Source organism: Micromonospora sp. NPDC005367 (genome assembly GCF_040606825.1).
In the GTDB taxonomy this organism is placed as follows: domain Bacteria; phylum Actinomycetota; class Actinomycetes; order Mycobacteriales; family Micromonosporaceae; genus Micromonospora.
Map to the genome: position 1 here is coordinate 1 of NZ_JBEXFP010000022.1, position 26,604 is coordinate 26,604.

Annotated in this window: 26 protein-coding genes; 10 read left to right on the forward strand and 16 right to left on the reverse strand. The window is 72.5% G+C overall.

Annotated features, from left to right (window positions below):
- Positions 1 to 85 precede the first annotated feature (85 nt).
- The 9 genes from ABZS42_RS17240 to ABZS42_RS17280 all read right to left on the reverse strand — a co-directional run bounded on the left by ABZS42_RS17240 (position 86) and on the right by ABZS42_RS17280 (position 8,822).
- Positions 86 to 1,096 carry an ADP-ribosylglycohydrolase family protein gene (locus tag ABZS42_RS17240; protein WP_355146288.1) on the reverse strand — a complete coding sequence of 337 codons (1,011 nt, stop codon included), beginning with the start codon at positions 1,094 to 1,096 and terminating at the stop codon, positions 86 to 88.
- A 49-nt stretch (positions 1,097 to 1,145) separates the two neighbouring features.
- Entirely contained in the window at positions 1,146 to 1,505 is a 360-nt protein-coding gene (locus tag ABZS42_RS17245; RefSeq protein ID WP_355146290.1) for a VOC family protein, read from the reverse strand.
- 36 nt (positions 1,506 to 1,541) lie between these two features.
- A complete protein-coding gene (locus ABZS42_RS17250; RefSeq protein ID WP_355146292.1) occupies positions 1,542 to 2,546 on the reverse strand; it encodes a methionine synthase in 1,005 nt (334 codons plus the stop codon).
- Between the two features lie 48 nt (positions 2,547 to 2,594).
- On the reverse strand, positions 2,595 to 3,668 hold the full coding sequence (mnmA, locus tag ABZS42_RS17255; protein ID WP_355146294.1) for a tRNA 2-thiouridine(34) synthase MnmA: 1,074 nt from the start codon (positions 3,666 to 3,668) through the stop codon (positions 2,595 to 2,597).
- Positions 3,669 to 3,846: 178 nt separating this feature from the next.
- Complete coding sequence (locus ABZS42_RS17260; protein ID WP_355146296.1) at positions 3,847 to 5,022, reverse strand: cysteine desulfurase family protein; 1,176 nt, start codon at positions 5,020 to 5,022, stop codon at positions 3,847 to 3,849.
- Positions 5,023 to 5,448: 426 nt separating this feature from the next.
- On the reverse strand, positions 5,449 to 6,408 hold the full coding sequence (locus tag ABZS42_RS17265) for an electron transfer flavoprotein subunit alpha/FixB family protein (protein ID WP_355146298.1): 960 nt from the start codon (positions 6,406 to 6,408) through the stop codon (positions 5,449 to 5,451).
- 11 nt (positions 6,409 to 6,419) lie between these two features.
- Positions 6,420 to 7,199: an electron transfer flavoprotein subunit beta/FixA family protein gene (locus ABZS42_RS17270; protein ID WP_355146300.1), complete on the reverse strand. Its 780-nt coding sequence runs from the start codon at positions 7,197 to 7,199 to the stop codon at positions 6,420 to 6,422.
- Between the two features lie 415 nt (positions 7,200 to 7,614).
- Positions 7,615 to 8,028 carry a hypothetical protein gene (locus ABZS42_RS17275; RefSeq protein WP_355146302.1) on the reverse strand — a complete coding sequence of 138 codons (414 nt, stop codon included), beginning with the start codon at positions 8,026 to 8,028 and terminating at the stop codon, positions 7,615 to 7,617.
- Entirely contained in the window at positions 8,025 to 8,822 is a 798-nt protein-coding gene (locus ABZS42_RS17280) for a GNAT family N-acetyltransferase (RefSeq protein WP_355146304.1), read from the reverse strand. Before ABZS42_RS17280 ends, ABZS42_RS17275 begins: the two co-directional genes overlap by 4 nt.
- 41 nt (positions 8,823 to 8,863) lie before the next feature.
- Here ABZS42_RS17280 and ABZS42_RS17285 point away from each other — a divergent pair, with 41 nt between their 5' ends.
- Genes ABZS42_RS17285 through ABZS42_RS17295 form a run of 3 tightly spaced genes read left to right on the forward strand, consistent with a single transcriptional unit; the run spans position 8,864 to position 10,106 of the window.
- A complete protein-coding gene (locus tag ABZS42_RS17285) occupies positions 8,864 to 9,256 on the forward strand; it encodes a DUF202 domain-containing protein (RefSeq protein ID WP_355146306.1) in 393 nt (130 codons plus the stop codon).
- The gene (locus tag ABZS42_RS17290) at positions 9,253 to 9,627 is read left to right on the forward strand and encodes a DUF202 domain-containing protein (protein ID WP_355146308.1); all 375 of its coding nucleotides are present in this window, start codon (positions 9,253 to 9,255) and stop codon (positions 9,625 to 9,627) included. Before ABZS42_RS17285 ends, ABZS42_RS17290 begins: the two co-directional genes overlap by 4 nt.
- 26 nt (positions 9,628 to 9,653) lie before the next feature.
- The gene (locus tag ABZS42_RS17295; protein WP_355146310.1) at positions 9,654 to 10,106 is read left to right on the forward strand and encodes a PLD nuclease N-terminal domain-containing protein; all 453 of its coding nucleotides are present in this window, start codon (positions 9,654 to 9,656) and stop codon (positions 10,104 to 10,106) included.
- 124 nt (positions 10,107 to 10,230) lie between these two features.
- On the opposite strand, the gene ABZS42_RS17300 is transcribed toward ABZS42_RS17295, so the two are convergent.
- Together ABZS42_RS17300 and ABZS42_RS17305 are read right to left on the reverse strand one after the other, a co-directional pair.
- On the reverse strand, positions 10,231 to 11,853 hold the full coding sequence (locus ABZS42_RS17300) for an acetolactate synthase (protein WP_355146312.1): 1,623 nt from the start codon (positions 11,851 to 11,853) through the stop codon (positions 10,231 to 10,233).
- Positions 11,854 to 12,032: 179 nt separating this feature from the next.
- Positions 12,033 to 15,935 carry a kelch repeat-containing protein gene (locus ABZS42_RS17305; protein ID WP_355146314.1) on the reverse strand — a complete coding sequence of 1,301 codons (3,903 nt, stop codon included), beginning with the start codon at positions 15,933 to 15,935 and terminating at the stop codon, positions 12,033 to 12,035.
- A gap of 196 nt (positions 15,936 to 16,131) precedes the next feature.
- Between ABZS42_RS17305 and ABZS42_RS17310 the strand changes: the two genes are divergently transcribed.
- The gene (locus ABZS42_RS17310; protein WP_355146316.1) at positions 16,132 to 17,148 is read left to right on the forward strand and encodes a helix-turn-helix domain-containing protein; all 1,017 of its coding nucleotides are present in this window, start codon (positions 16,132 to 16,134) and stop codon (positions 17,146 to 17,148) included.
- Between the two features lie 38 nt (positions 17,149 to 17,186).
- On the opposite strand, the gene ABZS42_RS17315 is transcribed toward ABZS42_RS17310, so the two are convergent.
- Positions 17,187 to 17,960, reverse strand: a complete 774-nt coding sequence (locus ABZS42_RS17315) for an enoyl-CoA hydratase-related protein (RefSeq protein ID WP_355146318.1) — start codon at positions 17,958 to 17,960, stop codon at positions 17,187 to 17,189.
- 97 nt (positions 17,961 to 18,057) lie between these two features.
- Between ABZS42_RS17315 and ABZS42_RS17320 the strand changes: the two genes are divergently transcribed.
- Positions 18,058 to 18,570 carry a DUF6232 family protein gene (locus tag ABZS42_RS17320; protein ID WP_355146320.1) on the forward strand — a complete coding sequence of 171 codons (513 nt, stop codon included), beginning with the start codon at positions 18,058 to 18,060 and terminating at the stop codon, positions 18,568 to 18,570.
- On the opposite strand, the gene ABZS42_RS17325 is transcribed toward ABZS42_RS17320, so the two are convergent.
- Positions 18,567 to 19,088 carry a nuclear transport factor 2 family protein gene (locus ABZS42_RS17325; protein WP_355146322.1) on the reverse strand — a complete coding sequence of 174 codons (522 nt, stop codon included), beginning with the start codon at positions 19,086 to 19,088 and terminating at the stop codon, positions 18,567 to 18,569. The two genes, ABZS42_RS17320 and ABZS42_RS17325, sit on opposite strands and share 4 nt — an antisense overlap.
- 713 nt (positions 19,089 to 19,801) lie before the next feature.
- On the opposite strand from ABZS42_RS17325, the gene ABZS42_RS17330 reads away from it, so the two are divergent.
- Together ABZS42_RS17330 and ABZS42_RS17335 are read left to right on the forward strand one after the other, a co-directional pair.
- Positions 19,802 to 20,284 carry a DUF6232 family protein gene (locus ABZS42_RS17330; protein WP_355146324.1) on the forward strand — a complete coding sequence of 161 codons (483 nt, stop codon included), beginning with the start codon at positions 19,802 to 19,804 and terminating at the stop codon, positions 20,282 to 20,284.
- Between the two features lie 61 nt (positions 20,285 to 20,345).
- The gene (locus ABZS42_RS17335) at positions 20,346 to 21,017 is read left to right on the forward strand and encodes a hypothetical protein (protein ID WP_355146326.1); all 672 of its coding nucleotides are present in this window, start codon (positions 20,346 to 20,348) and stop codon (positions 21,015 to 21,017) included.
- Here ABZS42_RS17335 and ABZS42_RS17340 read toward each other — a convergent pair.
- Positions 21,014 to 21,472 carry a rhodanese-like domain-containing protein gene (locus tag ABZS42_RS17340; RefSeq protein ID WP_355146328.1) on the reverse strand — a complete coding sequence of 153 codons (459 nt, stop codon included), beginning with the start codon at positions 21,470 to 21,472 and terminating at the stop codon, positions 21,014 to 21,016. The genes ABZS42_RS17335 and ABZS42_RS17340 overlap by 4 nt on opposite strands.
- Before the next feature lie 161 nt (positions 21,473 to 21,633).
- On the opposite strand from ABZS42_RS17340, the gene ABZS42_RS17345 reads away from it, so the two are divergent.
- On the forward strand, positions 21,634 to 22,551 hold the full coding sequence (locus tag ABZS42_RS17345; RefSeq protein WP_355146460.1) for a helix-turn-helix domain-containing protein: 918 nt from the start codon (positions 21,634 to 21,636) through the stop codon (positions 22,549 to 22,551).
- Positions 22,552 to 22,577: 26 nt separating this feature from the next.
- Here ABZS42_RS17345 and ABZS42_RS17350 read toward each other — a convergent pair whose 3' ends face one another.
- Together ABZS42_RS17350 and ABZS42_RS17355 are read right to left on the reverse strand one after the other, a co-directional pair.
- On the reverse strand, positions 22,578 to 23,474 hold the full coding sequence (locus ABZS42_RS17350; RefSeq protein WP_355146330.1) for a ribokinase: 897 nt from the start codon (positions 23,472 to 23,474) through the stop codon (positions 22,578 to 22,580).
- Between the two features lie 35 nt (positions 23,475 to 23,509).
- The gene (locus ABZS42_RS17355) at positions 23,510 to 24,352 is read right to left on the reverse strand and encodes an ABC transporter ATP-binding protein (protein WP_355146332.1); all 843 of its coding nucleotides are present in this window, start codon (positions 24,350 to 24,352) and stop codon (positions 23,510 to 23,512) included.
- Between the two features lie 131 nt (positions 24,353 to 24,483).
- Here ABZS42_RS17355 and ABZS42_RS17360 point away from each other — a divergent pair, with 131 nt between their 5' ends.
- The gene (locus ABZS42_RS17360; RefSeq protein WP_355146334.1) at positions 24,484 to 25,494 is read left to right on the forward strand and encodes an ATP-binding cassette domain-containing protein; all 1,011 of its coding nucleotides are present in this window, start codon (positions 24,484 to 24,486) and stop codon (positions 25,492 to 25,494) included.
- Positions 25,491 to 26,501, forward strand: a complete 1,011-nt coding sequence (locus tag ABZS42_RS17365) for an ABC transporter permease subunit (protein ID WP_355146336.1) — start codon at positions 25,491 to 25,493, stop codon at positions 26,499 to 26,501. The genes ABZS42_RS17360 and ABZS42_RS17365 overlap by 4 nt, the downstream gene beginning before the upstream one ends.
- Positions 26,502 to 26,604 lie beyond the last annotated feature (103 nt).

Genomic DNA, 26,604 nt, shown 5'->3' on the forward strand with positions numbered 1-26,604 from the left:
CTCACCGGTCCAGGGGGTGCGAGTGCTCACTCGCCCGCAGCTACCGGACATCGAGTCTGCCTCCCGACCGACCCGACACCTCCCATTAGGGGGTGCGGGTTAGGGCGGTCAGTTGGTCGGCGTACTCGATTCGGGTGGCCCACCCGGCCGGCCAGGCGGACATGCCGACCGCCGCCCCCACGAACGCGCCGGCCAGCGCGGCGATGGAGTCGGAGTCACCGGCGGTGGTGGCGCCCCTGGCCAGCGCGCCGACCGGGTCCTCGGGGTGCCGCAGCGCGCAGTACAGGGCGGTGGCCAACGCCTCCTCGGCCACCCAGCCCTCCCCGGTCAGCCGACACGGATCGCCACCGTCGTCCGGCCGGGCCAGCGCGTCGGTCAGCCGACCCAGCGCAGCGAGGCACTCGTCCCAGCCCCGGGCGATGAATGCCTCCGGGCTCGTCGCGCCGGGGCGCTGCCACAGGTCGCCCAGCCAGTCGGCGCGGTAGGTCCGCCGCTGCGCGGTCGCCCGGTCGGTGAGCAGGCGCGGCAGTTCGGCGAGCACGGCGCCGTCACGCAGCAGCCGCACGGCGTACGCGGTCAGTTCGCTGGCGGCCAGCCCGGTCGGGTGGCCGTGCGTCAGGCCGGCCTGGAGCTGGGCGAGCCCGGCGAGCGTGTCGAGGTCGACGTCGAGCAGCCCGACCGGGGTGACCCGCATGTTCGCCCCGCAGCCCTTCGAGTCGGCCACGGTGGCCTGCTGCCAGCGCACCCCCCGGGCCAGCTCGCCGCAGGCCCGCAGGCAGGTCATTCCCGGGGCCCGGTTGTTCTCCGGGCTCGCCGCCCAGTCGACGAACCGGCGGCGCAGCACCGGCTCCACCGCCTCGGGTGTCAGCTCGGACGCGTCGCGCAGCCCCCAGGCCACGGCCAGCGCCATCTGGGTGTCGTCGGTGACCAGCGCGGGATCTCCGACCAGCTCGCGGGGGCCGGCCGGCCCGTGCCGGCGAACGATCTCGGCGACCGGAAGGAACTCGGTCTCCTTACCGAGCGCGTCGCCGTAGGCGAGCCCGAACAGCGACCCGGCGGCGCGGTCGCGCGAGGAATTGATCATGACTGTGATCATGCCGCTCGGGAGCAACCGTCGCCAGGGGGGTGCGCCCGCCGGCCGGCCGTCAGTCCCAGCAGAGGCAGAACGGATGGCCGGCGGGATCGGCGTACACCCGGAAGCCCTCGCCCTCGCCGGGCAACCGCCGGGCACCGAGCGCGAGCGCCGCCTTCTCGGCGGCCTCGATGTCGGTCACCGTCACGTCGAGGTGGAGCTGCTGGGGTACCTCCGGCTCCGGCCAGGTCGGTGGACGCAGGTCGGGCGCCATCTGGAACGCCAGGCGCGGATGTTGCCCGGGCGGGCCGCCGAGCACCACCCAGTCGTCCTCGTCTTGTACCAGCGGCAGACCGAGCAGCTCCGAGTAGAACGCCGCCAGGGCCCGGGGATCCGGGCAGTCGATGACCGTCGAACGCAGCTGTCCAATCATGCCGGTCATCCTGCCCGGCGGGTACGACGGCGAAACTCAGTCCTCGGCGAGTCGCCGACCCGCGTCGTGGCACGCCTTGAGCACGGCCCGGGCGTACTCCGGCGTGGCGCCCGCCAGCCCGCAGGCCGGGGTGACCACCACCTGCTCGGGCAGGCGGGCGCGGGGGAAGGCGAGGCGATCCCAGAGCGCGCGTACCCGGTCGGCCACCTCCGCGGAGGTGGGTGCGCGACCGTTCGACGGCGGTCGCGTGGGAACGGCGCCGGCGAGCAACCCCAGCCCGGCGTCGATCGCCTCGCCGAGCGGGTCCAGGTCGGTGACCAGCGACAGGTCGAGGGCGAGAGCGGCCGCGCCGGTGGACCGGATCAGCTCCACCGGCACGTCGGGCGCGCAGCAGTGCACCACTGTCGGCACCCCCACCGCCTCGATGAGCGAGCGCAGCAGGGTCGACACGAGTTCGACGTCCGCGGCCGGGTACGTGCCGAGCCCGCTCTCCGTGCGCACCCGTCCGGCGAGCACCGCGGGCAGCGACGGCTCGTCCAGTTGGAGCAGCACCGACGCCCGGGGCAGCCGCCGGGCCACCGCCACCACGTGCTCACGCAGCCCCTCCGTGAGCGAACCGGTCAGGTCGCGTACCGCACCCGGGTCGCGCAACATCCGGCCACCGATCGGCAGCTCCACGGCGGCGGCGAGGGTGAACGGTCCCCCGGCCTGCACCTTGATCGGCCCGGCGTACTCCTCGGCCTGCTCGGCGAGCTGGTCGAGGTCGCGCTCCATGAGGTCCCGGGCGCGGCGCAGCTCACGACCAGGGCGCGGGGCGATCCGCCAGCGGGCCGCGTACAGCTCCACGGGCAGCTCGACCAACAGGCCGGCGGTGCGGCCGATCAGGTCGGCGCCCGGGCCGCGGGCCGGCAACTCGGGCAGGTGCGGCAGGTTGGGTAGTTCCCCGAGGACGATCCGCTGCGCCTCGGCGATGTCGGTGCCCGGCAGCGATCCGATGCCGGTCGCCGCGCCGGTCGGCCACGGCCACGCCTGATCTGTCACGGGCGAAGGGTATCCGGTGAGCCCTGCCGATCCGCCCGGCGGCGGCACTCAGCCCGCGATGGTGGCGGAGCCGAGCACGATGTCGCCCGCCGGATCCGGCCGGTACGCCACCACCGCCTGCCCGGCGGCGACTCCCCGCAACGGACGACGCAGCTCGGCGTGGAGCGTGTCGCCGTCCAGCGCGACGGTCGCCGGCACCACGTCACCGTGCGCACGCAACTGCACCTCGCACTCGATCGGGCCGTCCGGACGCGGGCCGCCGGTCCAGACCGGACGCTCCGCGCGCACCTGGGCCACCTCCAGCGCCTCGGCCGGGCCGACGGTCACCGTGTTGGTCTTCGGGGTGATGGAGAGCACGTAGCGCGGCCGGCCGTCCGGGGCGGGCCGGTCCAGGTGCAGGCCGCGTCGCTGGCCGACGGTGTACGCGTACGCCCCGGCATGGGTGCCGACGACCGCCCCGCTGGTCGCGTCGACCACCTCACCCGGCTGCTCGCCCAGCCGCTGCGCGAGGAAACCCCGGGTGTCGCCGTCGGCGATGAAGCAGATGTCGTGGGAGTCCGGCTTCTCGGCGACCGCGAGCCCCCGCCGCGCGGCCTCGGTCCGGACCTCCGCCTTCGTCGAGTCGCCGAGCGGGAAGACGGACCGGTCCAGCTGCTCCCGGCTGAGCACCGCCAGCACGTACGACTGGTCCTTGGCCAGGTCGGCGCTGCGCCGCAGCAGGCCGTCCGTGCCGAGCCGGGCATGGTGGCCGGTGACCACCGCGTCGAAGCCCAGGGCGATCGCCCGGTCCAGCACCGCGGCGAACTTGATCTTCTCGTTGCAGCGCAGGCACGGGTTCGGGGTACGCCCGGCCGCGTACTCGGCGACGAAGTCGTCCACCACGTCCTCATGGAACCGGTCGGCCATGTCCCAGACGTAGAACGGGATGCCGATCACGTCGGCGGCGCGACGCGCATCCCGGGAGTCTTCCAGCGTGCAGCAGCCCCGCGCTCCGGTGCGGTAGGTCTTCGGATTGCGGGACAGCGCCAGATGCACGCCGGTCACGTCGTGCCCGGCGTCAACCGCCCGTGCCGCCGCGACCGCCGAGTCGACCCCGCCGGACATCGCCGCCAATACCCTCACCAGCTGACTCCCTTCCGCCTTCCAACCCTAACCACCCGATCGGGCCGACTGCCCGCCCGATCCGCCCGCTGCCGCGCGGCCCACTCGCCCGGCGGTTCGGCAGCGCTGTGCCGGAGGACGAATCGGACGCCACACCCCACTGATCGGCAGCCGAGGCGCCGGGCGAGGGCAGCCGGGATCAGCGAGAGGTGCGGTAGGCGGCGGCCCGGCGGGCGCGCTCGACCGCGCCGGGAAGTGCGGCGATCAGCGCGTCGACGTCCTCCCGTGACGAGGTGTGGCCGAGGGTGAAGCGCAGCGACGATCGGGCCCGGTCGTCGTCGGCGCCCAGCGCCAGCAGCACGTGCGAGGGCTGGGCCACCCCCGCGGAGCAGGCCGACCCGGTGGAGCAGGCGATGCCCTGGGCGTCGAGGAGCAGCAGCAGGGCGTCGCCCTCGCAGCCGGGGAAGGAGAAGTGCGCGTTGCCGGGTAGCCGGTCCACCGGGTCGCCGTTGTAGACCACCTCGGGCACGGCCCGGCGGACCCGCTCGACCAGGTCGTCGCGGAGCGCGGCGACCCGCGACGCGTACTCCTGCTGGCCCTTGACCGCCGCTTCCACCGCGACGGCGAAGGCCACGATTCCGGCGGTGTCCAGGGTGCCGGAGCGTATGTCGCGCTCCTGACCGCCGCCGTGCAGCAGCGGGGTGGCCGCCACGTCACGGCCCAGCAGCAGGGCACCCACTCCGACCGGCCCGCCGAGTTTGTGCCCGGTCACGGTCAGCGCCGACACCCCGCTGGCGGCGAAGTCGACCGGCACCTGACCGACCGCCTGGATCGCGTCGGTGTGAAAGGGCACGCCGTACTCGGCGGCGACCGCAGCCAGCTCACTGATCGGCTGGATGGTGCCCACCTCGTTGTTGGCCCACATGGCGGTCACCACCGCGACCCGGTCGCCGTGGGCCTCCAGTTCGGCGCGGAGCGCGGCGGGGTCGACGTGGCCGGTGGGGTCGACCGGCAACGAGCCCACCTCCGCGCCCTCGTGTTCGCCCAGCCAGTCCACGGCGTCCAGCACCGCGTGGTGCTCCACCGCGCTGGACACCACTCGACGGCGGCGGTCCACGCCCCCCCGACGTGCCCAGAAGATGCCCTTGACGGCGAGGTTGTCGCTCTCCGTGCCACCGCCCGTGAAGATCACTTCAGAGGGCCGGGCGCCCAGGACCGCCGCCACCCGTTCGCGGGATTCCTCCACCCGACGACGAGCCTGCCGGCCGGCCGCGTGCAGCGACGACGCGTTGCCGACCTCACGTGCGGTGGCGACGTACGCCTCCAGTGCCTCGTCGAGCATCGGAGTGGTAGCCGCGTGATCCAGGTAAGCCATCACCGCTCAGCCTACGGCGGCGCTACGGACGGTCGGCGGGCGAGGGCACCTCGGGTACGTCACGGGTCGTCCGGGCGATCCAGCGGTGCGGGCGCGGTTCCCCGGAGGGGTTCCGGGGCACTGCTTTCGCCAGTCGCCGAGCCGGATTCATCGCCTTGGGCGGTACTGAACGGCGCACATCAGGCATACTCGGATATCGACGTCCCCACCCGGTCAGGCGTCACCTGCCCCGCTCGGCGACCGCACGCCGGGGGCACCCCGACGGGCTGATCGGCGGGCCGGCTCAGCTCCCCGGCCCGCCGATCAGCTCCCATCAGCCGACCGGGGACACGGGTGGACGGGTACGGAGAAGGAGTGGCGGCCCACGGCGGACCGGCCACTCCTTCTCGGTGTCTGCGTCGGGCGGGCGATACTCCGCCCGACAGCTCACTTGCGCTTGCGGATCTCCTCCGCGGCCTGCGGTACGACCTTGAACAGATCGCCGACCACGCCGAGGTCGGCCAGCTCGAAGATCGGCGCCTCGGCGTCCTTGTTCACCGCGACGATGGTCTTCGAGGTCTGCATGCCGGCCCGGTGCTGGATGGCCCCGGAGATGCCGAGCGCGATGTAGAGCTGCGGCGAGACCGTCTTACCGGTCTGGCCGACCTGGAACTGGTGCGGGTAGAAGCCGGAGTCGACCGCCGCCCGGGAGGCGCCGACCGCGCCGCCGAGCAAGTCGGCCAGCTCCTCGACCAGCTTGAAGTTGTCCGCGTTGCCGACACCGCGGCCGCCGGAGACGACCACCGACGCCTCGGTCAGTTCCGGACGTGAGCCCTTCTGCTCGGCGACCCGGTTCACGACCTTGGCCAGCTTGTCGGTGTCGCCGACGGTGACGGCGAGCTGCTCGACCGCCGGGCTGGCGGCGGCCGGGACCGGGTTGACCGAGTTCGGCCGGAGGGTGACCAGCGGCAGGCCGCGGGTGACCTTGGACTTCACGATTGCGGAGCCGGCGAAGGCCACCTGGGTGGCGGTGCCGTCGGCGTCCAGCGCGACAACGTCGGTCAGGATGCCGTTGTCGAGCTTGATCGCCAGCCGCGCGGCGATCTCCTTGCCCTCCTGGGAGGAGGCGAGCAGCACGGCGGCGGGCTCGACCCGGCGGACCAGCTCGGCCAGGACGGTGGCCTTCGGGGCCACCAGGTAGCCGTCGACCTCCTCGCCCTCTGCGGCGTAGATCTTCTCCGCGCCGTACTCGCCCAGCTTGGCGCTCAGCGCCTCGGCCGCGCCGCTGCCGCCGAGCACGACGGCGCTGGGCGTGCCCAGCTCGCGGGCGAGGGTGAGCATCTCCAGGGTGACCTTCTTGACGCCGAACTCGCGGGTGGCTTCGACGACGACGAGAACCTCAGACATGTCCAGACCTCTCACACGAACTTCTCGGTGGCGAGGAACTCGACCAGCTTGACGCCGCCGTCGCCCTCGTCGGTGACCTTCGCGCCGCTGGAGCGCGGCGGGCGCTTGGAGTGCTCGACCACGGCGCTGGTGGCGCCGTCGAAGCCCACCTCGGCCGGGGCCACGCCCAGGTCACCCAGGGAGAGGGTCTGCACCGGCTTCTTCTTGGCCGCCATGATGCCCTTGAAGGACGGGTAGCGCGGCTCGTTGATGGTGTCCCAGACCGAGACCACGGCCGGCGTGGCGGCGGTGACGACCTCGTAACCCTCCTCGGTCTGCCGCTCGATGGTGAGCGTGCCGCCGTCGACGGTGAGCTTGCGGGCGCCGGTCAAGGCCGCCACGCCCAGCCGCTCGGCGATCATGTGCGGCATGACCTGGACCCGACCGTCGGTCGACTCCGCGCCGCAGATGACCAGGTCGGCATTGAGGGTGCCCAGCGCGGCGGCGAGCACCTTCGAGGTGGTCACGGCGCAGGAACCGTGCAGCGCGTCGTCCACGACGTGCACGGCCTTGTCCGGGCCCATCGACAGCGCCTTGCGGATCGACTCGGTCGCCCGGTCCGGACCCATGGTCAGGATGGTCACCTCGCCGCCGTGCGCCTCCTTGATCTTCAACGCCTCTTCGATGGCGTACTCGTCCATCTCGTTGATGACGTTGTTCGCCGAACCGCGGTCGACGGTGTTGTCGTCACTGCGCAGGTTGCGGTCCGCGCCCGAATCGGGCACCTGCTTGACGAGTACGACGATGTTCATCGCGCTTCGACGACCCCTCCTGTGTGGTGTTGCGAATCGCTCGCCCGGTCTGGGCCGCAGCCTCCCGCGTGACTTAACGATCGGTCAACTGCGGGCCGCTGTGCGGTTGCCCACGGGCGTGATGTTACCTGCCAGTAGGTAAGACCTCTGGCGAGGCACAGAGTGACACAGCCCACTGACCCGGCCCGACCCGGCGTACACTCCCCGGCGGGAGGTGACCGAAATGTCCGAGCTTGCGGAATATGCCAGGCCGGCGGGCTCGACCGGCAGCCCGCCGCCACGGCGCGAGAATGCCGCCGGCAACTGCCGGACTCGTACCGCTGTGCCTGCGGGCAGATTCGCGACCGCTGCGTACGGGCCACCGTACGGGCGCTCTGGTCGCCGACAAGCCTGACCGCCGCACCGCCCGCCCGGATCAGCCCTCCCCGCCCAGCGCGGCCCTGATCCGTTCGATCATCGCCGCCTCAGCCGGGGCCACCCCCGCGTGCGCCCTGGCCACCCGGTCGGCAGCGGCGAGCACTACCTCCCGGTACGCCGCCAGATCCGCCGGCGACTTCTCGCGCAGGATCCGCACCGCCGCGCCGAGCGCCGGCAGCACCGTCGCCTCGACCTCGAGTGCCGAATCACGCGGGAGCCTCGGCAGCGGACCCGTGGTGAGCGCCGCGCGGACCACACCCGACGCGTCGGCGAACGCGCCCGACGCGGCCAGGCTCTCCTTGAGCACGGCCAGCATGCCCAGGTCCACGTTCGACACCAGGAAGACCGCGCCGAACGCGCCGGTCTTGAGCGTCAACCGCTCCTCGTCCGTCAACACCTGGGACATGATCACGGAGTGTAGACGTACGGGGTGGTGGTGGTGACCGCGACGAGGCCGAGCCGCTCGAGAATCGGTCGGCTCTCCGCGGAGGCGTCCACCTGGAGCAGGGTCCGGTCGCGCTGCGCGGCCAACCGCGCCCGATGGACCACCAGCGCGCGGTAGATGCCCCGGCGCCGCCACTGCGGCAGCGTCGAGCCACCCCAGAGCGAGGCGAAGCCGGTACCCGACGGGTAACGGACCCAGCCTGCGCTCACCACTGTCTCGTCCGCCTCCGCCACCACGATGGTGATCGACTGTGGGTCCACGGCCATCTCCCGCTCCAGGGCCACCCCGAGGTGGCTGCGGTCGGCCTGCCAGACCTCCTCCTCCATCGCCACGATCCGGTCCAGGTCCGCGCGGGCGGTCACCTCCCGCAGACGTACCCCCTCGGGCACCACGGGCAGCGTGGCGGCCAGCGGCGCGACCGGCCCGATCACGACGGACTCCTGCTCCTCCGGCACGAACCCGGCCGCGCGCAACCGGTCGGGCAGGTCCGCCGGCTCGTCGTGACCGGTGAGCTTCCACTCCACCTGCTCGCCCCGCTGCCGGAACAACTCGACCTGCCGGGCGATCAACTCGTCGAGCGCCGTACCCGTCAGACCACCCAGATCGCGGTAGGTGAGGAAACCCCCGTGATCGAGGCCGAGCACCCGGTACAGCGGCCCGTCCTGCTCGACCGTCACCCCCGCCGGCACCGGATCCGGCAGGTCGGGTCGCAGCTGGGTGTCGTACGCGGCCCGCAGGGTGGTGGCATCAAGATCCGTCATCGCTTCAGGCTACGACCCGTGACCAGCGGATAATCGGCATCGTGTGGGAGTCCATCAGGCGTTGGTTCGACCCGCGGGAGCTGCGCTCGGTCGGTAGCACTCCCGACTACCGGTTCTCGCTGGCCAACGAGCGGACCTTCCTCGCCTGGTTGCGTACCGGGCTGGCGCTCGTGGGTGGCGGGCTGGCCACCGCCCAGTTCCTGCCGCCGCTGCCACTGCGGCACCTGCGCGAGGCGATCGCGGTGGTCCTGCTGCTGCTCGGCGGCGCCGTGGCGGTTCGCGCGGTCGACCACTGGGCGCGTACCGAGCGGGCGATCCGGCTCGGCGAGGAGCTGCCCGCCTCCCGGTTCCCGGCCATCCTCGCCCTCACCGTCGGCCTCGGCGCGCTGCTGTTGGTGGCCACGGTGCTGGTGACGGCGCTCGGCGGTCGGTGACCACCCGGCCCGGCGCCCCGGAGCCCGCCCGAGAGCCGAACGCCGGCCCGGGCGGCACAGCCGACGACAGGCAGCCGCGCGACCCCGGTCTCCAGCCGGAACGGACCCGGTTGGCGTGGCGACGGACCGCACTCACGCTGACCGTGGTGACCGCGCTGGCCGTCCGCCTGGCGCTCGCCGGTGACACGGCTGACGCGCTGCTCGCGTTCACCGCCCTGGTCCTGTGGGCGGCGGTGCTGCCGATCTACTGGCGACGCGGCACCAGGACCGGGCCGACCTCCGGCTACGGGCCCGGCCTGCCCACCGTCGCCCTCGGCGCGGCGGCGCTCGCCCTGCTGGGTGTGGTGCTGGTGTTGCGCGGGCTGTCATGAGCGCCCGGGTGCGCAATGATGGGCGCATGTTCCGGCTGTACGCCCTCCTCTTCGTGGCGCAAATCATCCTCGCGGTCTGCGCGCTGATCAGCTGCCTCTCCGCCGAGGAGGGTCAGATCCGCGCCCTGCCCCGGGTCGCCTGGGTGCTGATCATCCTGTTCTTCCCGCTGGTCGGCTCGATCGCCTGGTTCCTCGCCGGCCGGGAGAGAGTCGGTGGCCCGGCGACCGGCGGGCCGAAGCGGTGGACGCCCGCCCGTGAGCGCCCGCAGCAGCTCGCCCCGGACGACGACCCCGAGTTCCTCAAGTCCATCGCCGAGCGGTCCCGCCGCGACGACCAGGAACTCTTCCACCGCTGGGAAGAGGACCTGCGCCGCCGCGAGGAGGACCTGCGCCGCCGGGAGACCGACGGGCCGGACGGCCCGCCACGAGCGGCCCACGACGGCGAATCGCCTCGCGAGGAGGACCGCCCCGAGGTTTAGGTGATCGTCGGCCAGGACGGCGGCGGCAGGCTGACAGTGGTGGCCCGGCAGTGACATGCCGCTGAGCCTTCGCTGACGCCGCCGGTCGCGCCGCCGCCGAGACCGGCGGCGGCGCCGGTGCCGGTCAGGCGAGGTTCGACGAGCGGGGGTACGCGTCCGACGCGTCGGTGAGCACGTTCACCAGGTACGGCACGCCGGCGTCGAAGGCCCGTTGCAGCGCCGGCCCGAGGTCGGCAGCCTTCGCCACGGTCTCCCCGGCACCGCCGAGCGCGCTGACCACCAGGTCGTAGCGCAGCTCCGGCTGCAGGTCGGCGGCGACGTCGTAGCCGTACATGGCACGCATCGGGTGCTTCTCCAAGCCCCAGATGCCGTTGTTGCCGACCACGATCACGACGGGCAGCTTCTGCCGGACCAGCGACTCCACGTCCATCAGCGAGAAACCGGCCGCGCCGTCTCCCATCAGCACACAGATCTGCCGGTCCGGGTGGCTGATCCGGGCACCCATCGCGTAGCCCATGCCGGTGCCGAGGCAGCCGTACGGGCCGGGATCGAGCCAGGTGCCGGGCTGCGCGGGTTCGAGGTAGCGTCCGGCGTACGACACGAAGTCCCCGCCGTCGCCGATGGTGATGGCGTCGCGGGCCAGCACTTTGCGCAGCTCGCCGTAGACCCGGGCCGGGCGGATCGGGTCGGTCTCGGCGGCCATCTCCTCGGCGTGCCGGGCGCTCGCGGCGTCCTCGGCGGCACGGAGGTCGGCGATCCAACCGGCGTGGTCCGCCCGGTCGTCCCGGTGATCGGCCAGGGCCGAGAGGATCAGCCGCAGGTCACCGGCCGGGGCGGCGGCCGGCTGGACATGCCCGGCGCGCTGGCTGGGGGCGTCCACGATGTGCACGACCTCGGCGTCGCCGAAGTCGCCGAAGTTGAGCCGGAAGTCCAGCGGGGTGCCGACCACCACGACGACGTCGGCACCGGAGAGCGCGGCCCGGCGGGCTTTGGCGAAGGCGAGCGGGTGCTCCGGTGGGAGCGAGCCGCGCCCCATGCCGTTGGCGAAGACCGGCACCTGCAACGCCTCGGCCGCCTCGCGCAGCGCCGCGGTCGCGTCGCCGGCGTAGACGTCCGAACCGGCGATGATGACCGGTCGTTCGGCGGCGGCGACCAGGCCGGCCGCCCGGGCGACCTCCTCCGGGTCCGGCTCGACCGGGGCGATACCGGGTGGCGCGGGCAGCTCCGCGTCGGCGACGGAGAAGACCGTCTCCAGCGGGAAGTCGAGGAAGACCGGTCCACGGTGCGGGGTGAGGGCGGCGGTCAGCGCGGCGGTCACGGCGCGGGGGATGTCCTCGGTGCTGAAGACCGTCTCGGCGTGCTTGGTGACCGGCGCGACCAGCGGCAGGTGGTCCATCTCCTGCAGGCTGCCCGAGCCCCAGCGGAAGGCCGGTGCCCGGCCGCCCAGCACCAGCACCGGAGAGGCGTTGAAGAACGCGCTGGTCAGACCCGAGATGCCGTTGGTGACGCCGGGGCCGGCGGTGAGGACGGCCAGGCCGGGGCGGCGCTGGAGCTTCGCCACCGCCTCGGCCGCGAAGACCGCGGACTGCTCGTGCCGGACGTCGTAGATCGGAAAGCCGGTCTTGTGGGCGGCGTCGTAGAGCGGGAAGACGTGCCCGCCGGAGAGGGTGAACATCTCCCGTACGCCGTGCGCGCGTAGTGCCGCGAGCGCCAGCTCCCCGCCGTGACCTTCGATCTGCTCCGTCATGGTCGCTCCCCTCGTCCGTGGCCGGGGTCACAGGTTACCCACCGGTCACTCCGCGCGGGCGACTGCGCCCCGGCCGGCGGTTCGCACCACCACCGGCCCGGGTCACGGACTCGCGGAACGGCCGCGCCCGCCCGGCGCAGGGGGTCGTGACACCGGGCGGGCGCGGTCGCGGAGGTGGGTCAGCGGAGCTTCATCACCACCGCGAGCGGCTCGGTCCGGTACGGAGTGTCCGTCTCGAACGCCAGCTGCGCCTGGTACTGACCGTGCCCGGAGTGGACCGGGGCGGCGGCCGTCAGCGTCACCGTGACCGACCGCCCCGCCGGGATGGTCAGCTCGGTCTGGTTCGCGGACAGCCACGACACGTCGCTGCCCCGGATGCAGGACTCGAGACCCGGCAACTGCTGGGCCGAACCGGTCTCCACGCTGCCGTCCACCAGTCCACCGATCTGGTACGTGCCGCAGGCGGCGCCACCGCGCTGCCGCGCGTTCAACGCGTCCGGCAGCTTCGACCAGACAGCCGTGGCCGGGTCGAACTCCAGCACCTGCCGGCTGAGGTCACCGCCGATGGTGCCGCCGATGATCCGCAGCTTGCCGTTGACGGTGGCGTACGCCATGCCGTAACCCGACACGGGCAGGCCGGTCGTCTGCACCCAGGTGTCGGACTCCGGGAAGTACCGGTAGCTCTCCAGCACGGCGTCGTACTGGCGCGGGATGTACCCACCGGTGCAGACCACGCCGTCGCCGGCCGCGCCGCAGGCGTGGTACGCGACGGTCCGCGGGTAGTCGGCGAGGCGGGTCCAGCGGTCCGCGGCGGGGTCGTAACGGTACGCCCGCGCCGTGGGGTCCGGGCAGGCGCCGTCCGGGCAGCCGCCGACGACGTAGAGCCGGCCGTCGACGGTGGTGCTCGCCGCGTTGGCGACCCCGGCGGGCAGGTCGGCCCGACGCGACCACTTGTCGGTCATCGGGTCGTACGCCCAGGTCTGCGTCGCGGGAATCCCGGAACCGGTGAGACCACCGGTGACGTACAACTTGCCGTCGATGAAACCGCCCGCCGCGCCGGCTCGCTCCTCGGGCAGGTCGGCGATCCGCTTCCAGGCCCGGGCCTGCGAGTCGAAGACGTACCCCTCGTTCATGACGTAGCCGTAGGAGTCACCGCCGACCGAGTAGACCGTGCCGTCGTTGTCGGCCACCACGTTGTCGATCAGCGGCAGCGGAAGCTCGGGCAGGTCGACCCACGCGCTGCCGTCCGCGGCCTGCTGGGCGGGCGTCTGCGACGAGCGGGCGGCGTCCGCGGCGACGCGGACCCGGTCCGCGGTGTACCCGCGGTCCTGCTCGACCAGCTTGACCCGCAGCGGCTGGTCACCGTCGTTGGTGAGCCGGACCTGCTCGGCGGCGGTCTTCCCGGCTCGTACGTCCAGCGACACATCGGACTGGCGGACCGTCAGCCGCCCCGCCTCCAGCTTCCAGTCCCGGCGGACGACCCGGTCCCGCTCGACCCGCACCTTCGCGGTGGTGTCGGCGTAACGCAGGCCGCTCACGGTCACCGGAGTGGTCGCGTCGCCCTCGGCGAAGAACCAGTAGTAGCCGTCGTCGAGGGCAGGGTCGTCGTCGGTGGCCCGGCTGGTGGCCACGGCCGACCGGTCGGTGCGGGTGGAGACGGTGGCGCCGAGGAGCGCGCCGCCGGTGTTGTCGTCCCGGACCTGCCCGGCGATGATCCCGCCCGGCACCAGGGCGCACGTCCGCTGGCCCACGAAGACGTTGTCGAGCTGCCACCAGTACGAGAGGTTGCCCTGGTAGCGGAACCGGACCTGGACGCCGGACTTCCCGGCCACCTGCGGGATCGGGATCTCCATGTGCCCCCGCACGTCGACGTTCGGGAGGCGGTAGACCTCGCTCCACGTCGCCCCGTTGTCGAGGCTGAGGTCGATGGCCCCCTTCTGCACTCCGAAGTTGGAGGCGGGGAAGTCGCTGTCGAACCCGATCACCGGCTGGGTGATGCCGGCCAGGTCCGCCGAGGGGGTGACCAGGGTCGTGTCGATGTCACCGGCCTGGACCCAGGTGTTGACGGCGGCGAAGCCACCGTCGCCGCCGGTCAGGTTGCCCCGGGTGCCCGGGTCGTCGAAGCGCCACGTCTGGCCGGCACCGGATTCGTCGGTGACCTTCCAGCCGTCCCGCGGCCCGTCGGTCCAGCCGGTGAAGTCGGTGCCGACGCCGTGGTAACGCCAGGTGTAGCCGGGAGCGGCACACGACGCCTCGATGGCGAGCCGTACGTCGTGCCGCACGTCGGTCGGCCGGCCCTTGGGCTGCGGGTCGACGCTGACAGTCGCCGTCCCGGTGGTGTAGCCGGGCATGTCGACCGGCGACACGTGCAGGGTGTAGTCGGCACCGACCGGCAGCTCCACCTGGTAGCGACCCGTGTAGGGATCGGTGTAGACCGCGTCCGTCGGGTAGCCGTCGATGGCGACCTTCGCGTAGACCGGCCAGCCGTGCCCCGAGCCGTCGGTGACGGTACCGGTGAGCGTGCGGGTCGCGATCGCCGTCATCTTGATGTCGCGGGTCAGCTTCGCGTCGGCGGCGACCACGACCCGGACCGGCGCCGGAGCCTGGTAGCCGAACTCGGCGGCCACCACGTCGTACGTGCCGGCCGGGACGGCCAGCTGGTAGGTGCCCTTGGCGTCGGTCATCGCGTGGTAGGTGTTGCCGGCGGTGTCCGTGGCGGTGACCGTCACCCCGTCGAGCGCACCCTGCTTCTTGCCGTGCGGGTTCTTGCCGCTGGTGACCGTCCCGCTGACCTGCCCGGTCGGGCCGAGGGTCAGCGCGGAGACGCCGTTGGGGGTGCCCAGGCCGGTCGGCCCGTCCCAGCCGGGGCCGGCGGTGCACAGCAGGTCGCCGCACCACCCGTTCGAACCCTCGGTGACGTCGAAGAGCCCGGCGTCGGCACCCTTGCGGTACGGGTAGGTGACCGGGTACGTCCCGGGAACCGCGTCACCGGCGAGGGCGTACATCCCGGCGACGAGCGGCGCGGACAGCGAGGTGCCGCCCCAGCGCGCCCAGCCGTCCTGGCCGGAGGTGTTGTAGACGGCCAGGCCGGATTCCGGCGCGGCCGTGGCGGAGATGTCGGCGTTGGCCCGCTTGTCCCCGCAGTGCGTGTCGATGTCGTCCTGGTACGACGGCCGCGGCTCGACGAACGAGCACCCGCTGCCCGCCGCTTCCCAGGCGGTCTCCGACCAGCCACGGGCCTTGGAGGCGTCCCTGGTCAGCAGCGTGCCGCCGACCGACACCACGTCCGGGTGGGTCGCCGGGTAGCTCTGCACGTTGCCGATGTCACCACTGGACACGGTGATCACGATGCCCGGGTGGTCGTAGTGGGCGTGGCTCGCGTACTGGGTGACCGACTCGCCGGCGACGCCGTACGAGTTGGAGATCGCGTCGGCGCCGAGCCGGGCGGCGGTGTCGACGGCGTAGCCGAGGCTGCCCATCGAGTTGTTGCCGGCCTGCACCAGCAGGATGTCGCACTTCGGGCACGCCGACGAGACGGCGTCCAGGTCCAGGGCTGCCTCGATCGACCAGTCCGGACTCTCGACCGGGTAGTCGGTCCCGCCGCGCTGGTCGACCTTGCGGAAGCAGCCGTTCGCGGTGGTGCACGGCGGCAGGCCGTAGTGGGCACGGAAGACCGCGAGGTCGGCCTCGGCGGCCGCGTACCCGAACGCTCCGACGATGGCGACCGTCTGGCCCTCGCCGCCGTCGGGAAGCCGGTAGGCGGACTTGATGTCCGCAGGTCCCAGGGCGTCGGCCGGCGGGCCGGCGAGCTTCGTCCGCCGCTGCGTGTCCTCGGCGAGCCCGACCGCGAAGCAACGGGCCCATGGTCCGTCCTCGCCGACCTTCTCCTTCGAGGTGGTGTTGCAGCCGGCCGGCTGGTAGCGGGTCGCCTCCCAGCCCGCCGCCGACGGCTCGGCCTTCGGTGCCGCCTGCGCCGGGGTACCGGGCAGCGCGCCGACGGCGAGCAGTGACAGTGTGAGGGCTGCGGTCAGCCCGCCGAGAAGGCCCCTGTGAAGCCGTCTCCGCCGTAAGGGCACGGACATCCATTACTCCTTACCAGTGATGCCACGGACACGCCTCGCCGTTGAGGCCGCGCACCCTCCCGTCAGGACGGACGCGATCCTGGACACGAATGGGACACACGTTGACGGATGATCTTGGCATGCGTCGAAAGGCACGGACAATGTGCCGGGACTTTCATGTTCCGGACAGCTGGCCGGTTCCCGACGGAGGCTTCGGATGTGGCATGTGGTGGACGTCTCGGAGGCCGAGGAGCGCGTCTACGAGGCGCTGGCTCGGCGCCGGCAGGCGACGGCCGGGGATCTCCTCAGTGACGTCGTGCTGTCCCGGGCACAGCTGACCCGTACGCTCGGCCGGCTGGTCGACCGCGGCCTGGCCAGCCGGCTCTCCGGCCGCCCCACACGGTACGCGGCGACACCTCCCGACCAGGTCGCCACCGTCCTGATCGCCGAGCGGGAGCGCGACCTGCTTCGGCTGCGCACCCATGCCGACCAGCTGGCGAAGGAACTTCGGCGACACGACGGCACCGGCCGCCATCCGGCGGAACTCGTCGAGGTGATCGAAGGGCCGACCAACCTACGAGCCACCCTCGTACGGCTCCAGCGCGAGGCGCGCGTGCAGATCCGCGGGTTGGACCGGCCGCCGTACCTCGACAATCCGGTCAGCGGCAACACCGAGGAGGCCCACCAGATCGCCAACCGTGGGCTGACCTACCGGGTGATCTACGACCGGTCGGCGCTGGCGATACCCGGGCGGATGGCGGAGATCTGGCGCGGCATCCAGAGCGGCGAACGCGCCCGGGTCGCCAGCAACGTGCCGATGAAGATGATGCTGAGCGACGACCGGCTCGCGCTGATCCCCGTCATGACGGGCGGGCAACTGGCCGACGCCGCGTACCTGATCCACCCGTCGTCGCTGCTGGACGCGGTCTGCGAGCTGTTCGAGGCGCTCTGGGAACGGGCCGTCGCGATCAACCGCGCCGTCGTGAACCGCGGCGGCGCCGATCGGCCCGACGCCGTCGAGTTGGCCGCCGAGAGTCACCCGGACCAACTCTCCGACCGGGACACCGAGCTGATCGGTCTGTTGGCCGGCGGCGCCACCGACGAGCGGATCGCCCGCACCCTCGGCTGGAGCGTACGAACGGTGCACCGGCACGTGCATCGCATCATGGCGATGGTCGGCGCCGAGACCCGGTTCCAGGCCGGCATGGAGGCGGTCCGTCGCGGCTGGATCTGACCGGCCGGGGCCGCCCGCCACACCCGGCCGGGGGCCGCTCAGCGACCGGTGAAGTCCGGCTTGCGCTTCTCGACGAAGGCGGCCATGCCCTCGCGCCGGTCGTCGGTGGCGAAGAGCGCGGCGAAGAGCTGGCTCTCCCAGGCCAGGCCCGAGTTCAGGTCCATGTCCAGGCCACCGTCGACGGCCAGCTTCGCCGCGCGCAGCGCCTGGCTCGGACCGTGCACGTACGGGCGGACCATCTCGACCGCGGTCGAGTAGACCTCGGCGGCCGGCGCGACCCGATCGGCGAGACCGATCCGCAGCGCCTCCTCGGCGTCGACCATCCGGCCGGACATGACGAGTTCCTTGGCCCGGGCCGGGCCCACCAGGCGGGCCAGCCGCTGGGTGCCGCCGGCACCCGGGATGATCCCCAGCTTGATCTCCGGCTGGCCGAGCTTCGCGTCCTCGGCGACGACCCGCCAGTCGCAGGCCAGGGCCAGCTCGCACCCGCCGCCGAGCGCGTACCCCGTGATCGCGGCCACCACCGGCTTCGGAATGCGGGCGAACACGCCGAGCGCGCTGGAGAGATCGGCCGCCCGAGCCGCCATGTCCACGTAGGACATGTCGGCCATCTCCTTGATGTCCGCGCCCGCGGCGAAGACCTTCTCCCCGCCGTACACGATCACGGCGCGGACCTCGGGGTCGGCGGAGGCCTCGGTGGCGGCGGCGCGCAACTCCTCCTGGACCTGCTTGTTCAGTGCGTTCATCGGCGGCCGATCCAGCCGGATGGTGCCGATACCGTCCTTGATTTCCAGCCGCACGAACTCGCTCACGCCGCCCTCACTTCCTCGTCGAAGTCGCGTGCCAACCATACGGCCACGCTCGTTTGGTACGTAGTCTGGTGTCAGCCCCGGGGCCGGGAGTCCAGCGATGACGACGTACTACGACGACAGGTCGGTGCAGGTCACCTCGACCGCCATCCGGGTTGACGACCGCGTCTACCCGCTCGCCGAGATCAGCATGGTCTGGCACCGGCGGGGCAGCCGCTCCTGGCGGGTCCTCGCGGGCCGGGGCGCGCTCGGCGCGGCCATGGCCGGTCCGCTGGCGGCGGCCGTCCTGGGCGTCGGGCTGGCACTCTGGCTGGACCGCTCCCCCACCGTCACCATCGCGATCGTCGGCGCCTCGGTGCTGGTCGGGCTCGCCGTCGGGCCGGTCGCCGACTTCCTCTTCGAGTATCTGGACCGCTCCTACGCCCGGGGCAGCCGCCAACGGGAACTCTGGGTGCGCTGGCAGGGCCGGCACATCCGATTGCTGCACACCGGTGACGCGCTCCGGTTCGGTCAGATCTACCGCGCCGTGCAGCGGGCGGTCGAGCAGGCGCCGCCGCCGGGCGCCGCCAGGGCGGCCGCCCGCCCGGTGCGCAGTCGCGGACGGCGGAACTAGAAACGGATCGGCACATCCGGCAGCATGTCCAGGCCGCGCAGCAGTCCGTAGAGGTCCTGCTCACCCCAGAACTGCACGATCCGGCCGCCGGCCAGCCGGTACATCTTGCACACGCTCTGCACGGCCGTCGCACCGGTGGCGTCCCGGCGGTAGGTCAGGGCGAGTGACACGGTGACCCGGTCGCCGGCGGGGAAGATCTCGACGAGCGCCAGGTCGACCACGGTGAGCCCGGGCGAGGCGACGGCCTGCTCCACGTGGTGCCGGCCCCGCACCGCCGTGCCGGAGCCGTAGATCTGCACGTCCTCCGCGACCACCGCGCGCAGCTCGACCAGGTCCTTGGTGACGAAGGTACGCAGATACCGCCGAACCACCTCGACGTTGCGCTCCTGTTCGACTCGCTCGTGTTCGACTCGCTCGTGTTCGGTCCGTTGGCGTTCGGTCCGTTGGTGTTCGATCCGTTGGTGTTCGGTCCGTTGGTGTTCGGTCCGCTCACGCCCGGTCGTCAGGTGCTCACCCATTCCGCGACGCTACACATCTCCGCCCACGTTCTCCCCGCCTCGACTGCTGCCGAGCCAGCATGGCCAGCTGTGCGGCCCCAGCGCGCAACGACGACGTAACCTGCGTGAGCCCGGGCAGGAAGGACCTCTACCTCGACTGCTTTGGAGCTGATGACTTAAACGACTCACCGCAGCGCCATCGACGGCAGCCGAAACGGCGACGGCTCGAAGCAGCGGCAACACAAAAAAGTGAACGCTCAAGAACACGACGGCTCAGGAACAACCCCCGCCTCCGGAACAACCCCACCTCCGGGGTGGAGCACCGGCGGCGGGCGCTGCCCCGGAACGTCGGCCCCGATCGCCGGCACCGCGGAACGGGTGGCCAGCAAGCCAGCGGGCCGGCTCATCGGCGAGCCAACAGGCCAGCAAGCCAGCGCCCCGGCTCATCGGCGGGCCGGGTGGGTCGGCGAGCCGGCGAGCCGGCGGGCCGGGTGGATCGGCGAGCCGGCGGGCCGGGTGGATCGGCGAGCCGGGCCGGCGGGTCGGCTGGTCGCCGTCCCCGGTCCGACTCGGACGAAATAGTCGGCCAGCAAGGTGAGGCGACTCGTCCCGGTGGCTCGCGGCCCCTCGGTGCTGATGTCGTCAACGACTCAGCTCCAAAGCGTCCGGTCACCACACGCCTCGGGGCCGATGGCAGGACGTGGCGGCTTGCCGGGGCGTGGTTAGGCTGAGTGATGATGGTCTATTACCGGGACGACGCGGTGCAGGTAACCTCCGAGTCGATCCGTTCGGGTGGCCGCGTCATCGCTCTCGCCGACGTCACATACGTCTGGCATACCCGAGGTCGGGCGACGCTCGCCGTGCGAGGTCGGGTGCTCGGGCGCGGCGTCCTGGTCCTACTGCTGTCGCTGCCCCCGCTCCTGGCAATGCTCTGCGTCGTGTCGCTGGTCTGGTCCGCGCAGGACCGCGGCGAATGGAAGCTCGCCCTGCTCATTCTCGGCGGCTGTGTGGTGGGCGCGCTCGTGTTGACCCCGTTCCTGGAGATTCCGCTCAGCTGGTTGGACCGCTCGTACGAACGGGGCAGCCGGGTCCACGAGCTCTGGGCGCAGCACCACGGCCAGGAGGAGCTGCTGGTGCGCACCCCCGACGCGCTGAGGTTCGGCCAGATCTACCGGGCCGTGCAGCGCGCTGTCGAGCAGCACACCGACCATCGCTGACCGGCGGCCCGCCGGGATCGGTCGACGGCGGCAACGGCACGGGCGACGCACACTGGGTGCCATGGTGATTCCCCTGCCCCGGCCGTCGTCCGTCATCGGCTTCACCCGTACCGCCCTCGACCAGGCCCGCGACTCGGCCGCCTCGTTCGCGGCCGTGCCCGCTCGCGCGTTCGCCGTATTCGACGGCGTCGAGGCGTTACTGACCCGGATCAACGCCGTGGTGGACCGGATAGAACAGACCCTGGACCGCACGGACCAGGTGCTCGCTACGGCGACCGAGGTCGCCGGCCGCGCCGCCCTGGTGGTCGGAGCGGCGGAGCAGGTGGCCCGTAAAGCCGCCACCGTGGTGGCCGAGGCGGACTCGGTGGCCGCGCGAGCGGCGGCTGCGTTGACCGCCGGGGCGGAGACGGCGGCCACTGCGACCGAGCTGATGACGACGTACGAGCCGGCGCTGCGCCGGGCGGCGCCGATGGCGGCACATTTCGTCGAGCAGCTCACCCATGAGGAGGTGACCGCCGCCATCCGGCTCGTGGACGAGCTACCCAAGCTGCGCGAGCATTTGACGGCGGACGTCCTGCCGATCTTGGCCACCCTGGACCGGGTCGGCCCAGACCTGCACGACCTGCTCGATGTCACCCGCGACCTCAAGCTCGCCGTCGCCGGCATCCCCGGGCTCGGCATGCTGCGCCGCCGGGGCGAGAAGCTCACCGACGAGCTGGACCAGGTCGGCTAGCAGTCGCAGCTGACCGTGGACCGGGGTGCGGTCAGCTCGTCGACCGGCCGCCGGGTCAGTCCGGTACCCGTCACCACCGGCAGTCCTTCCCGCACCCAGTACTCGTAGCCGCCGAGCATCTCCTTGACCGGATAGCCGAGCCGCGCGAACTCCAGGGCGGCGCGGGTGGCCCCGTTGCAGCCCGGGCCCCAGCAGTAGGTGACGACAGTGGAGCCATCGGGCACCGTCTCGGCCGCAAGTGCCGCGATCTCGGCGGTCGGCAGGTGCACCGCGCCCGGCAGGTGCCCCTGCGTCCACGCGGCCGTCCCGCGCGAGTCGACCACCACCAGGCCGGGGGCCCTGGCGGTGAGGTCCGCGTACACATCGCTGACATCGGTCTCGAAGCTCAGCCGGGCGAGGAAGTGGGTGGTCGCGGCGACCGGATCGGCCGCCGGAACGGCGAAGGTGTGCGTCATGGCATCGATCCTGCGTGTGGACGGAGCGCGAGACGAGTGGCGGTAACGCCGTCCTGCGCTAACATCCCGCCATGGTGGTTCGCGTGCCCATCGCGACCCGATCGCGCCCGGGAGCCGCGGAGCGGGTGGACCAGAGCGTGGCGGTCCTCGCGTATCCGGGTATGTCGGTCTTCGAGACGGGCATCGTGACCGAGGTGTTCGGGCTGCCCAGACCGGAACTGGGGGTCGACTGGTACGACCTCAGGGTGTGCGCCGAGCGGCCCGGTCCGGTGCCGGTGGTCGGCGGTGCCGCTCTGGACACTCCCTACGGCCTCGACGTGCTGGCGCAGGCGCGGACGGTGATCGTCCCCGGGGTACCGGACGTGACAGCGGACCCGTCACCGGAGCTGGTCGCCGCGTTGCGCCGGGCGCACCGGCGCGGCGCCCGGATCGTGTCCATCTGCTCGGGGGCGTTCGCGCTGGCCGGTGCCGGCCTGCTCGACGGCCGGCGGGCCACCACCCACTGGCAGTACGCGGACCTGCTGGCCCGCAGGTACCCGGCCGTGCAGGTGCACCCTGACGTGCTCTACCTCGACGAGGGTGACCTGCTCACCAGCGCCGGTAGCGCGGCCGGCCTGGACCTGTGCGTACACCTGGTCCGGCGCGACCACGGCGCGGCGATCGCCAACGCGGTCGCCCGCCGGCTCGTCATCCTGCCTCACCGGGACGGTGGGCAGGCCCAGTTCATCGAGGCGCCGGTGCCGCCCGATCCGGGCGACGACCGGATCGCCGGCAGTCTCACCTGGGCGCTGGCGCACCTCGGCGAGCCGCTGACCGTCGCCCGGCTGGCCAGGCAGGCGCACATGTCGACCCGCAGCTACCTGCGGCACTTCGCGCGAGCCACCGGAACGAGCCCGATCCGGTGGCTGATCGACCAGCGGGTACGGGCCAGCCTGGCGCTGCTGGAGACGACGGACGTACCGGTCGAGGAGATCGCCGCGACGGTGGGCTTCGACTCTCCGGTCACCTACCGCCACCACTCCGGCCGCGCCATGCGTACCTCGCCGTCGGCGTACCGGCGGGCGTTCCGCGCCGGGTGACCGTCGATTGTCGACGGCGGCCGGGCTCAGGCCGACGCGTAGAGCTCGTCGATCTCGGCCCGGTAGGGCAGCGCCACCGAGGCGCCGAGCCGGCGGGCACACGCCGCGCCGGCGGCCGCCGCCCAACGTACGGCGTCCACCAGGTCCCGACCCTCGCCCCAGCCCACGGCCAGCGCCGCGGTGAACGCGTCACCCGCGGCCGTCGAGTCCACGGTGTCCACCTTGACCGGGGGCACGTGCACCGCCGTGCCGTCCCGGTCTCCGTACCAGACGCCCTCGGCGCCGAGGGTGAGCACCGCCCTCGGGGTGAGCTCCAGCAGCGCCTGCGGTGCGTCCCGGCCGCGCCCGGTCAGCGCCTGCGCCTCGCGTTCGTTGACCACCAGCACGTCCACCGCGGCGAGCAGCTCGCCGGGGAGGTGCCGGGCCGGCGCGGCGTTGACGACGACCCGCGTGCCGGCGGCCCGGGCGGCCACCGCCGCCTCGGTCACCGTCTCCACCGGAATCTCCAGCTGGGCGACCAGCACATCGGCGGCGCGTACGGTGCTCAGCTCCTCGTCGGTGAGACTCGTCAGCGCTTCGTTGGCGCCCGGGGTCACCAGGATCGCGTTCTCGCCCTCCGCGTTGACCATGACCAGGGCGACGCCGGAGGTGCCGTAGACCACCCGCAGGTGCCCGGTGTCCACACCGGCAGCACTGATCCGGGCCTTCAGTGTGACCCCGAACGAATCGGAGCCGATCGCCCCGAGGAAGGCGCAGGACGCGCCCGCGCGCACGGCCGCGATGGCCTGGTTGGCGCCCTTGCCGCCAGGCACCATCACGAAGTCGGTGCCGAGCAGGGTCTCCCCCGGTCGCGGCAGGGCCGGCGCCATCGCCACCAGGTCCATGTTCGCGCTGCCGACAACGGCCACCCGGGTCTGCGCCACCAGCCCCTCCTGTCTCGACTGCGGCGGGGTGGGCGTCAGGCGGCCCGGGCGGTGTACCGGTCGCCGGACCGCTGCACGATCAGCGGCAGGCCGAAGGTCTTGGAGAGGTTGTCGCCGGTCAGCGTCTCCTCGAGCAGCCCCTGTGCCACCACGCCCCCCTCACGCAGCAGCAGCGCGTGGGTGAAGCCCGGCGGAATCTCCTCGACGTGGTGCGTGACCAGCACCATCGCCGGGGCGTCCGGGTCGTACGCCAGCACGGAGAGCCGCGCGACCAGGTCCTCGCGCCCGCCCAGGTCGAGCCCGGCAGCCGGCTCGTCGAGCAGCAGCAGCTCCGGGTCGGTCATGAGCGCGCGGGCGATCTGCACGCGCTTGCGTTCGCCGTCGGAGAGGGTGCCGTACGCCCGGTCGGCGAGGTGGCCGACGCCGAGCTGCCCGAGCAGCGTGCGGGCCCGGGCCTCGTCGGTGCGGTCGTAGCTCTCCCGCCAGCGGCCGACCACCGACCAGGCGGCGGTGACGACCACGTCGCTGACCCGCTCCTCGGTCGGCACCCGTTCCGCCAGCGCGGCGGTGGTGAGCCCGATGCGTGTGCGCAGCTCGTTGAGGTCGGTCCGCCCGATCCGCTCACCGAGTACGTGGGCGACGCCGTTGGTCGGATGCAGCCGGCCGGAGGCGAGGTTGAGCAGGGTCGTCTTGCCGGCGCCGTTGGGGCCGAGCACCACCCAGCGCTCGTCCAGCTCGACCCGCCAGCTCAGATCCTGCAACAGCGCGGTGCCGGAGCGGCGAACGCCGACGCCGTCGAGGCTGACCACCAGATCCGGGTCCACGAGAGCGGCGGCGGGGGTGGCGCCGGCGGCGCCGGGGATCAGGTCACCAGTCACCCTTCCATCCAACCACGCACGGCCGTGGCGCCCCCCACGGGCGGGCGGCCGGCCATAGGGTGAAGCGCCGTGGCGTTGGTCACCAATACCGAAGGACGGTCCATGCCGGTTCGGAACAGGAAACCGCGCGGATGAGCGCGGTCATCGAGATCGAGGGTCTGCGCAAGACCTTCAGCAGCGTGCGGCACGGCCGGCAGGTGGCCCTCGACGGCTTCGACCTGACGGTCGGGGCGGGTGAGGTCCACGGCTTCCTCGGCCCGAACGGGTCGGGCAAGACCACCACCCTGCGTGCTCTCCTCGGCCTGGTCCGAGCCGACGGGGGGCGGATGAGCGTGCTCGGCGCTCCGTCCCCGACACGCCTGACTCAGGTGGCCGGGCGGGTCGGGGCGATCGTGGAGAGTCCGCAGTTCTTCGGCAACTTCACCGGCTACCGGACGCTGCGGCTGCTCGCCCTCGCCGGCGGAGTACCGGTGAGCCGGGTGGACGAGGCACTGGAGCAGGTGGGCCTGCACGATCGGGGCGACGATCGGGTGAAGAGCTACTCGCTCGGCATGAAGCAGCGACTGGCGGTGGCCTCGGCACTGCTCAAGAACCCGGAGCTGCTCATCCTCGACGAGCCGGCAAACGGCCTCGACCCGGCCGGTATCCGGGAGATGCGGGACCTGATGCGGTCGCTGGCCGACGCCGGGGTGACCGTGTTGATCTCCAGCCACATCCTCGCCGAGATCCAGCTGATCTGCGACCACGTCACGATCATCTCGCGGGGCCGCCGGGTGGCGTCGGGGCGGGTGGACGAGGTGCTCGCCGGCTTCGACCAGCACGAGTTCCTGGTCCGGGTGGCCGAGCCGGAGCGTGCCGCGGAGCTGCTGCGCGCCGGTGGGCTGCCGGCGGACGCGTACTCCGACCATCTCGTGGTCGGGCAGGTGGACGACCCGACGACGATCAGCCGACTGCTCGGTGAGCAGGGGCTGTGGATACGGGAGCTGACCCCGCTGCGCCCCGACCTGGAGAGCGTGTTCCTGGAGCTGACCGGCGACGGCGGACACCCCGAGGTGCCCCGCCAGGCAGCCGGCTCGGGGCCGCACGACAGGGTGATCGAACTGGACGCCGGGGTCGGCGACGTCAGAGGAGATAGCGCGTGAACCTGGTCCGTGCCGAGCTGGAGCGGCTCGGAACCCGCCGCTTCGTCCAGCTCATGCTCGTCCTGCTGGTGCTGGCCTTCGGCGTCACCGCGTCGACGACCCTCGCCGGCTCGCACCGGCCCACCGCCGCAGAGCTGACCGAGGCCCGGAATCAGGCCGCCGAGAGCCGACGCCAGCTGGACGACGTCTACCAGCGTTGCGTGGCCCGGGTGAACGGGAACCTCCCGCCCGGCTCGGAGCAGGAGTACTTCCCGGCCGACTGCAGCGAGGTCGACCCGACGCGCCAGGACCGGCTTCCCGTGACGACCGATTACCTGCCGGGCGTCTTCGTCTTCTCGCACCAGGCCGAGCCGCTGCTCTACTTCCTGATCGCCTTCCTGGCGCTCTTCGGCTTCCTGGTCGGCGCCTCCTACATCGGCGCGGACCTCAACTCGGGTGGCGTGGTGAACCTGCTGCTCTGGCGACCGCGGCGGATGACGGTGCTCGGCGCGAAGCTGGGCACGCTGATGGGCGGCGTGCTCGGGCTGTCCCTGCTCGCGTCGCTCGTGTACCTCGCCACGTTCTGGGTGATCGGGCAGGCGGCCGGGCTTGCCGGCCAACTCGACGGCGCGTTCTGGGCCGGTCTCGGCGCCGTGCACGCCCGCGGGTTGGTGCTGGTGCTGCTCACCACCGTGCTCGGCTTCGCGCTCGCCACACTCGGTCGGCACACGTCGGCCGCGCTCGGCACGGTGGCCGCGTACGCGGTGGTCTGGGAGCTCGGCGGGCGTCTGGTGATGGAGATTGTCGACACCGCCCATCCGGACCGGTTCATGCTCTCCAGCCATGTGGGGGCCTGGCTCTCCGGCCGCCTCGAGTTCTGGGACGCGTCCGCCTGCGCCTCCGCCACCGGATTCTGCCAGCGGGTCTACGCGCTGACCTGGCAGCCCGCGCTGGCCGTGCTGCTCGGCCTGACCGCGCTACTGTCCGTGGCCGCGTTCGGCGTGTTCCGCCGTCGGGACCTGATCTGAGCTACGACAGCAGCGACCCAACCACAGGGCAACGCCTTGCAGGCGCTGATCGCATCGTGAAGAATTCCTTCACATGACGGCCCCCGGCACGCCCACGCTCTCG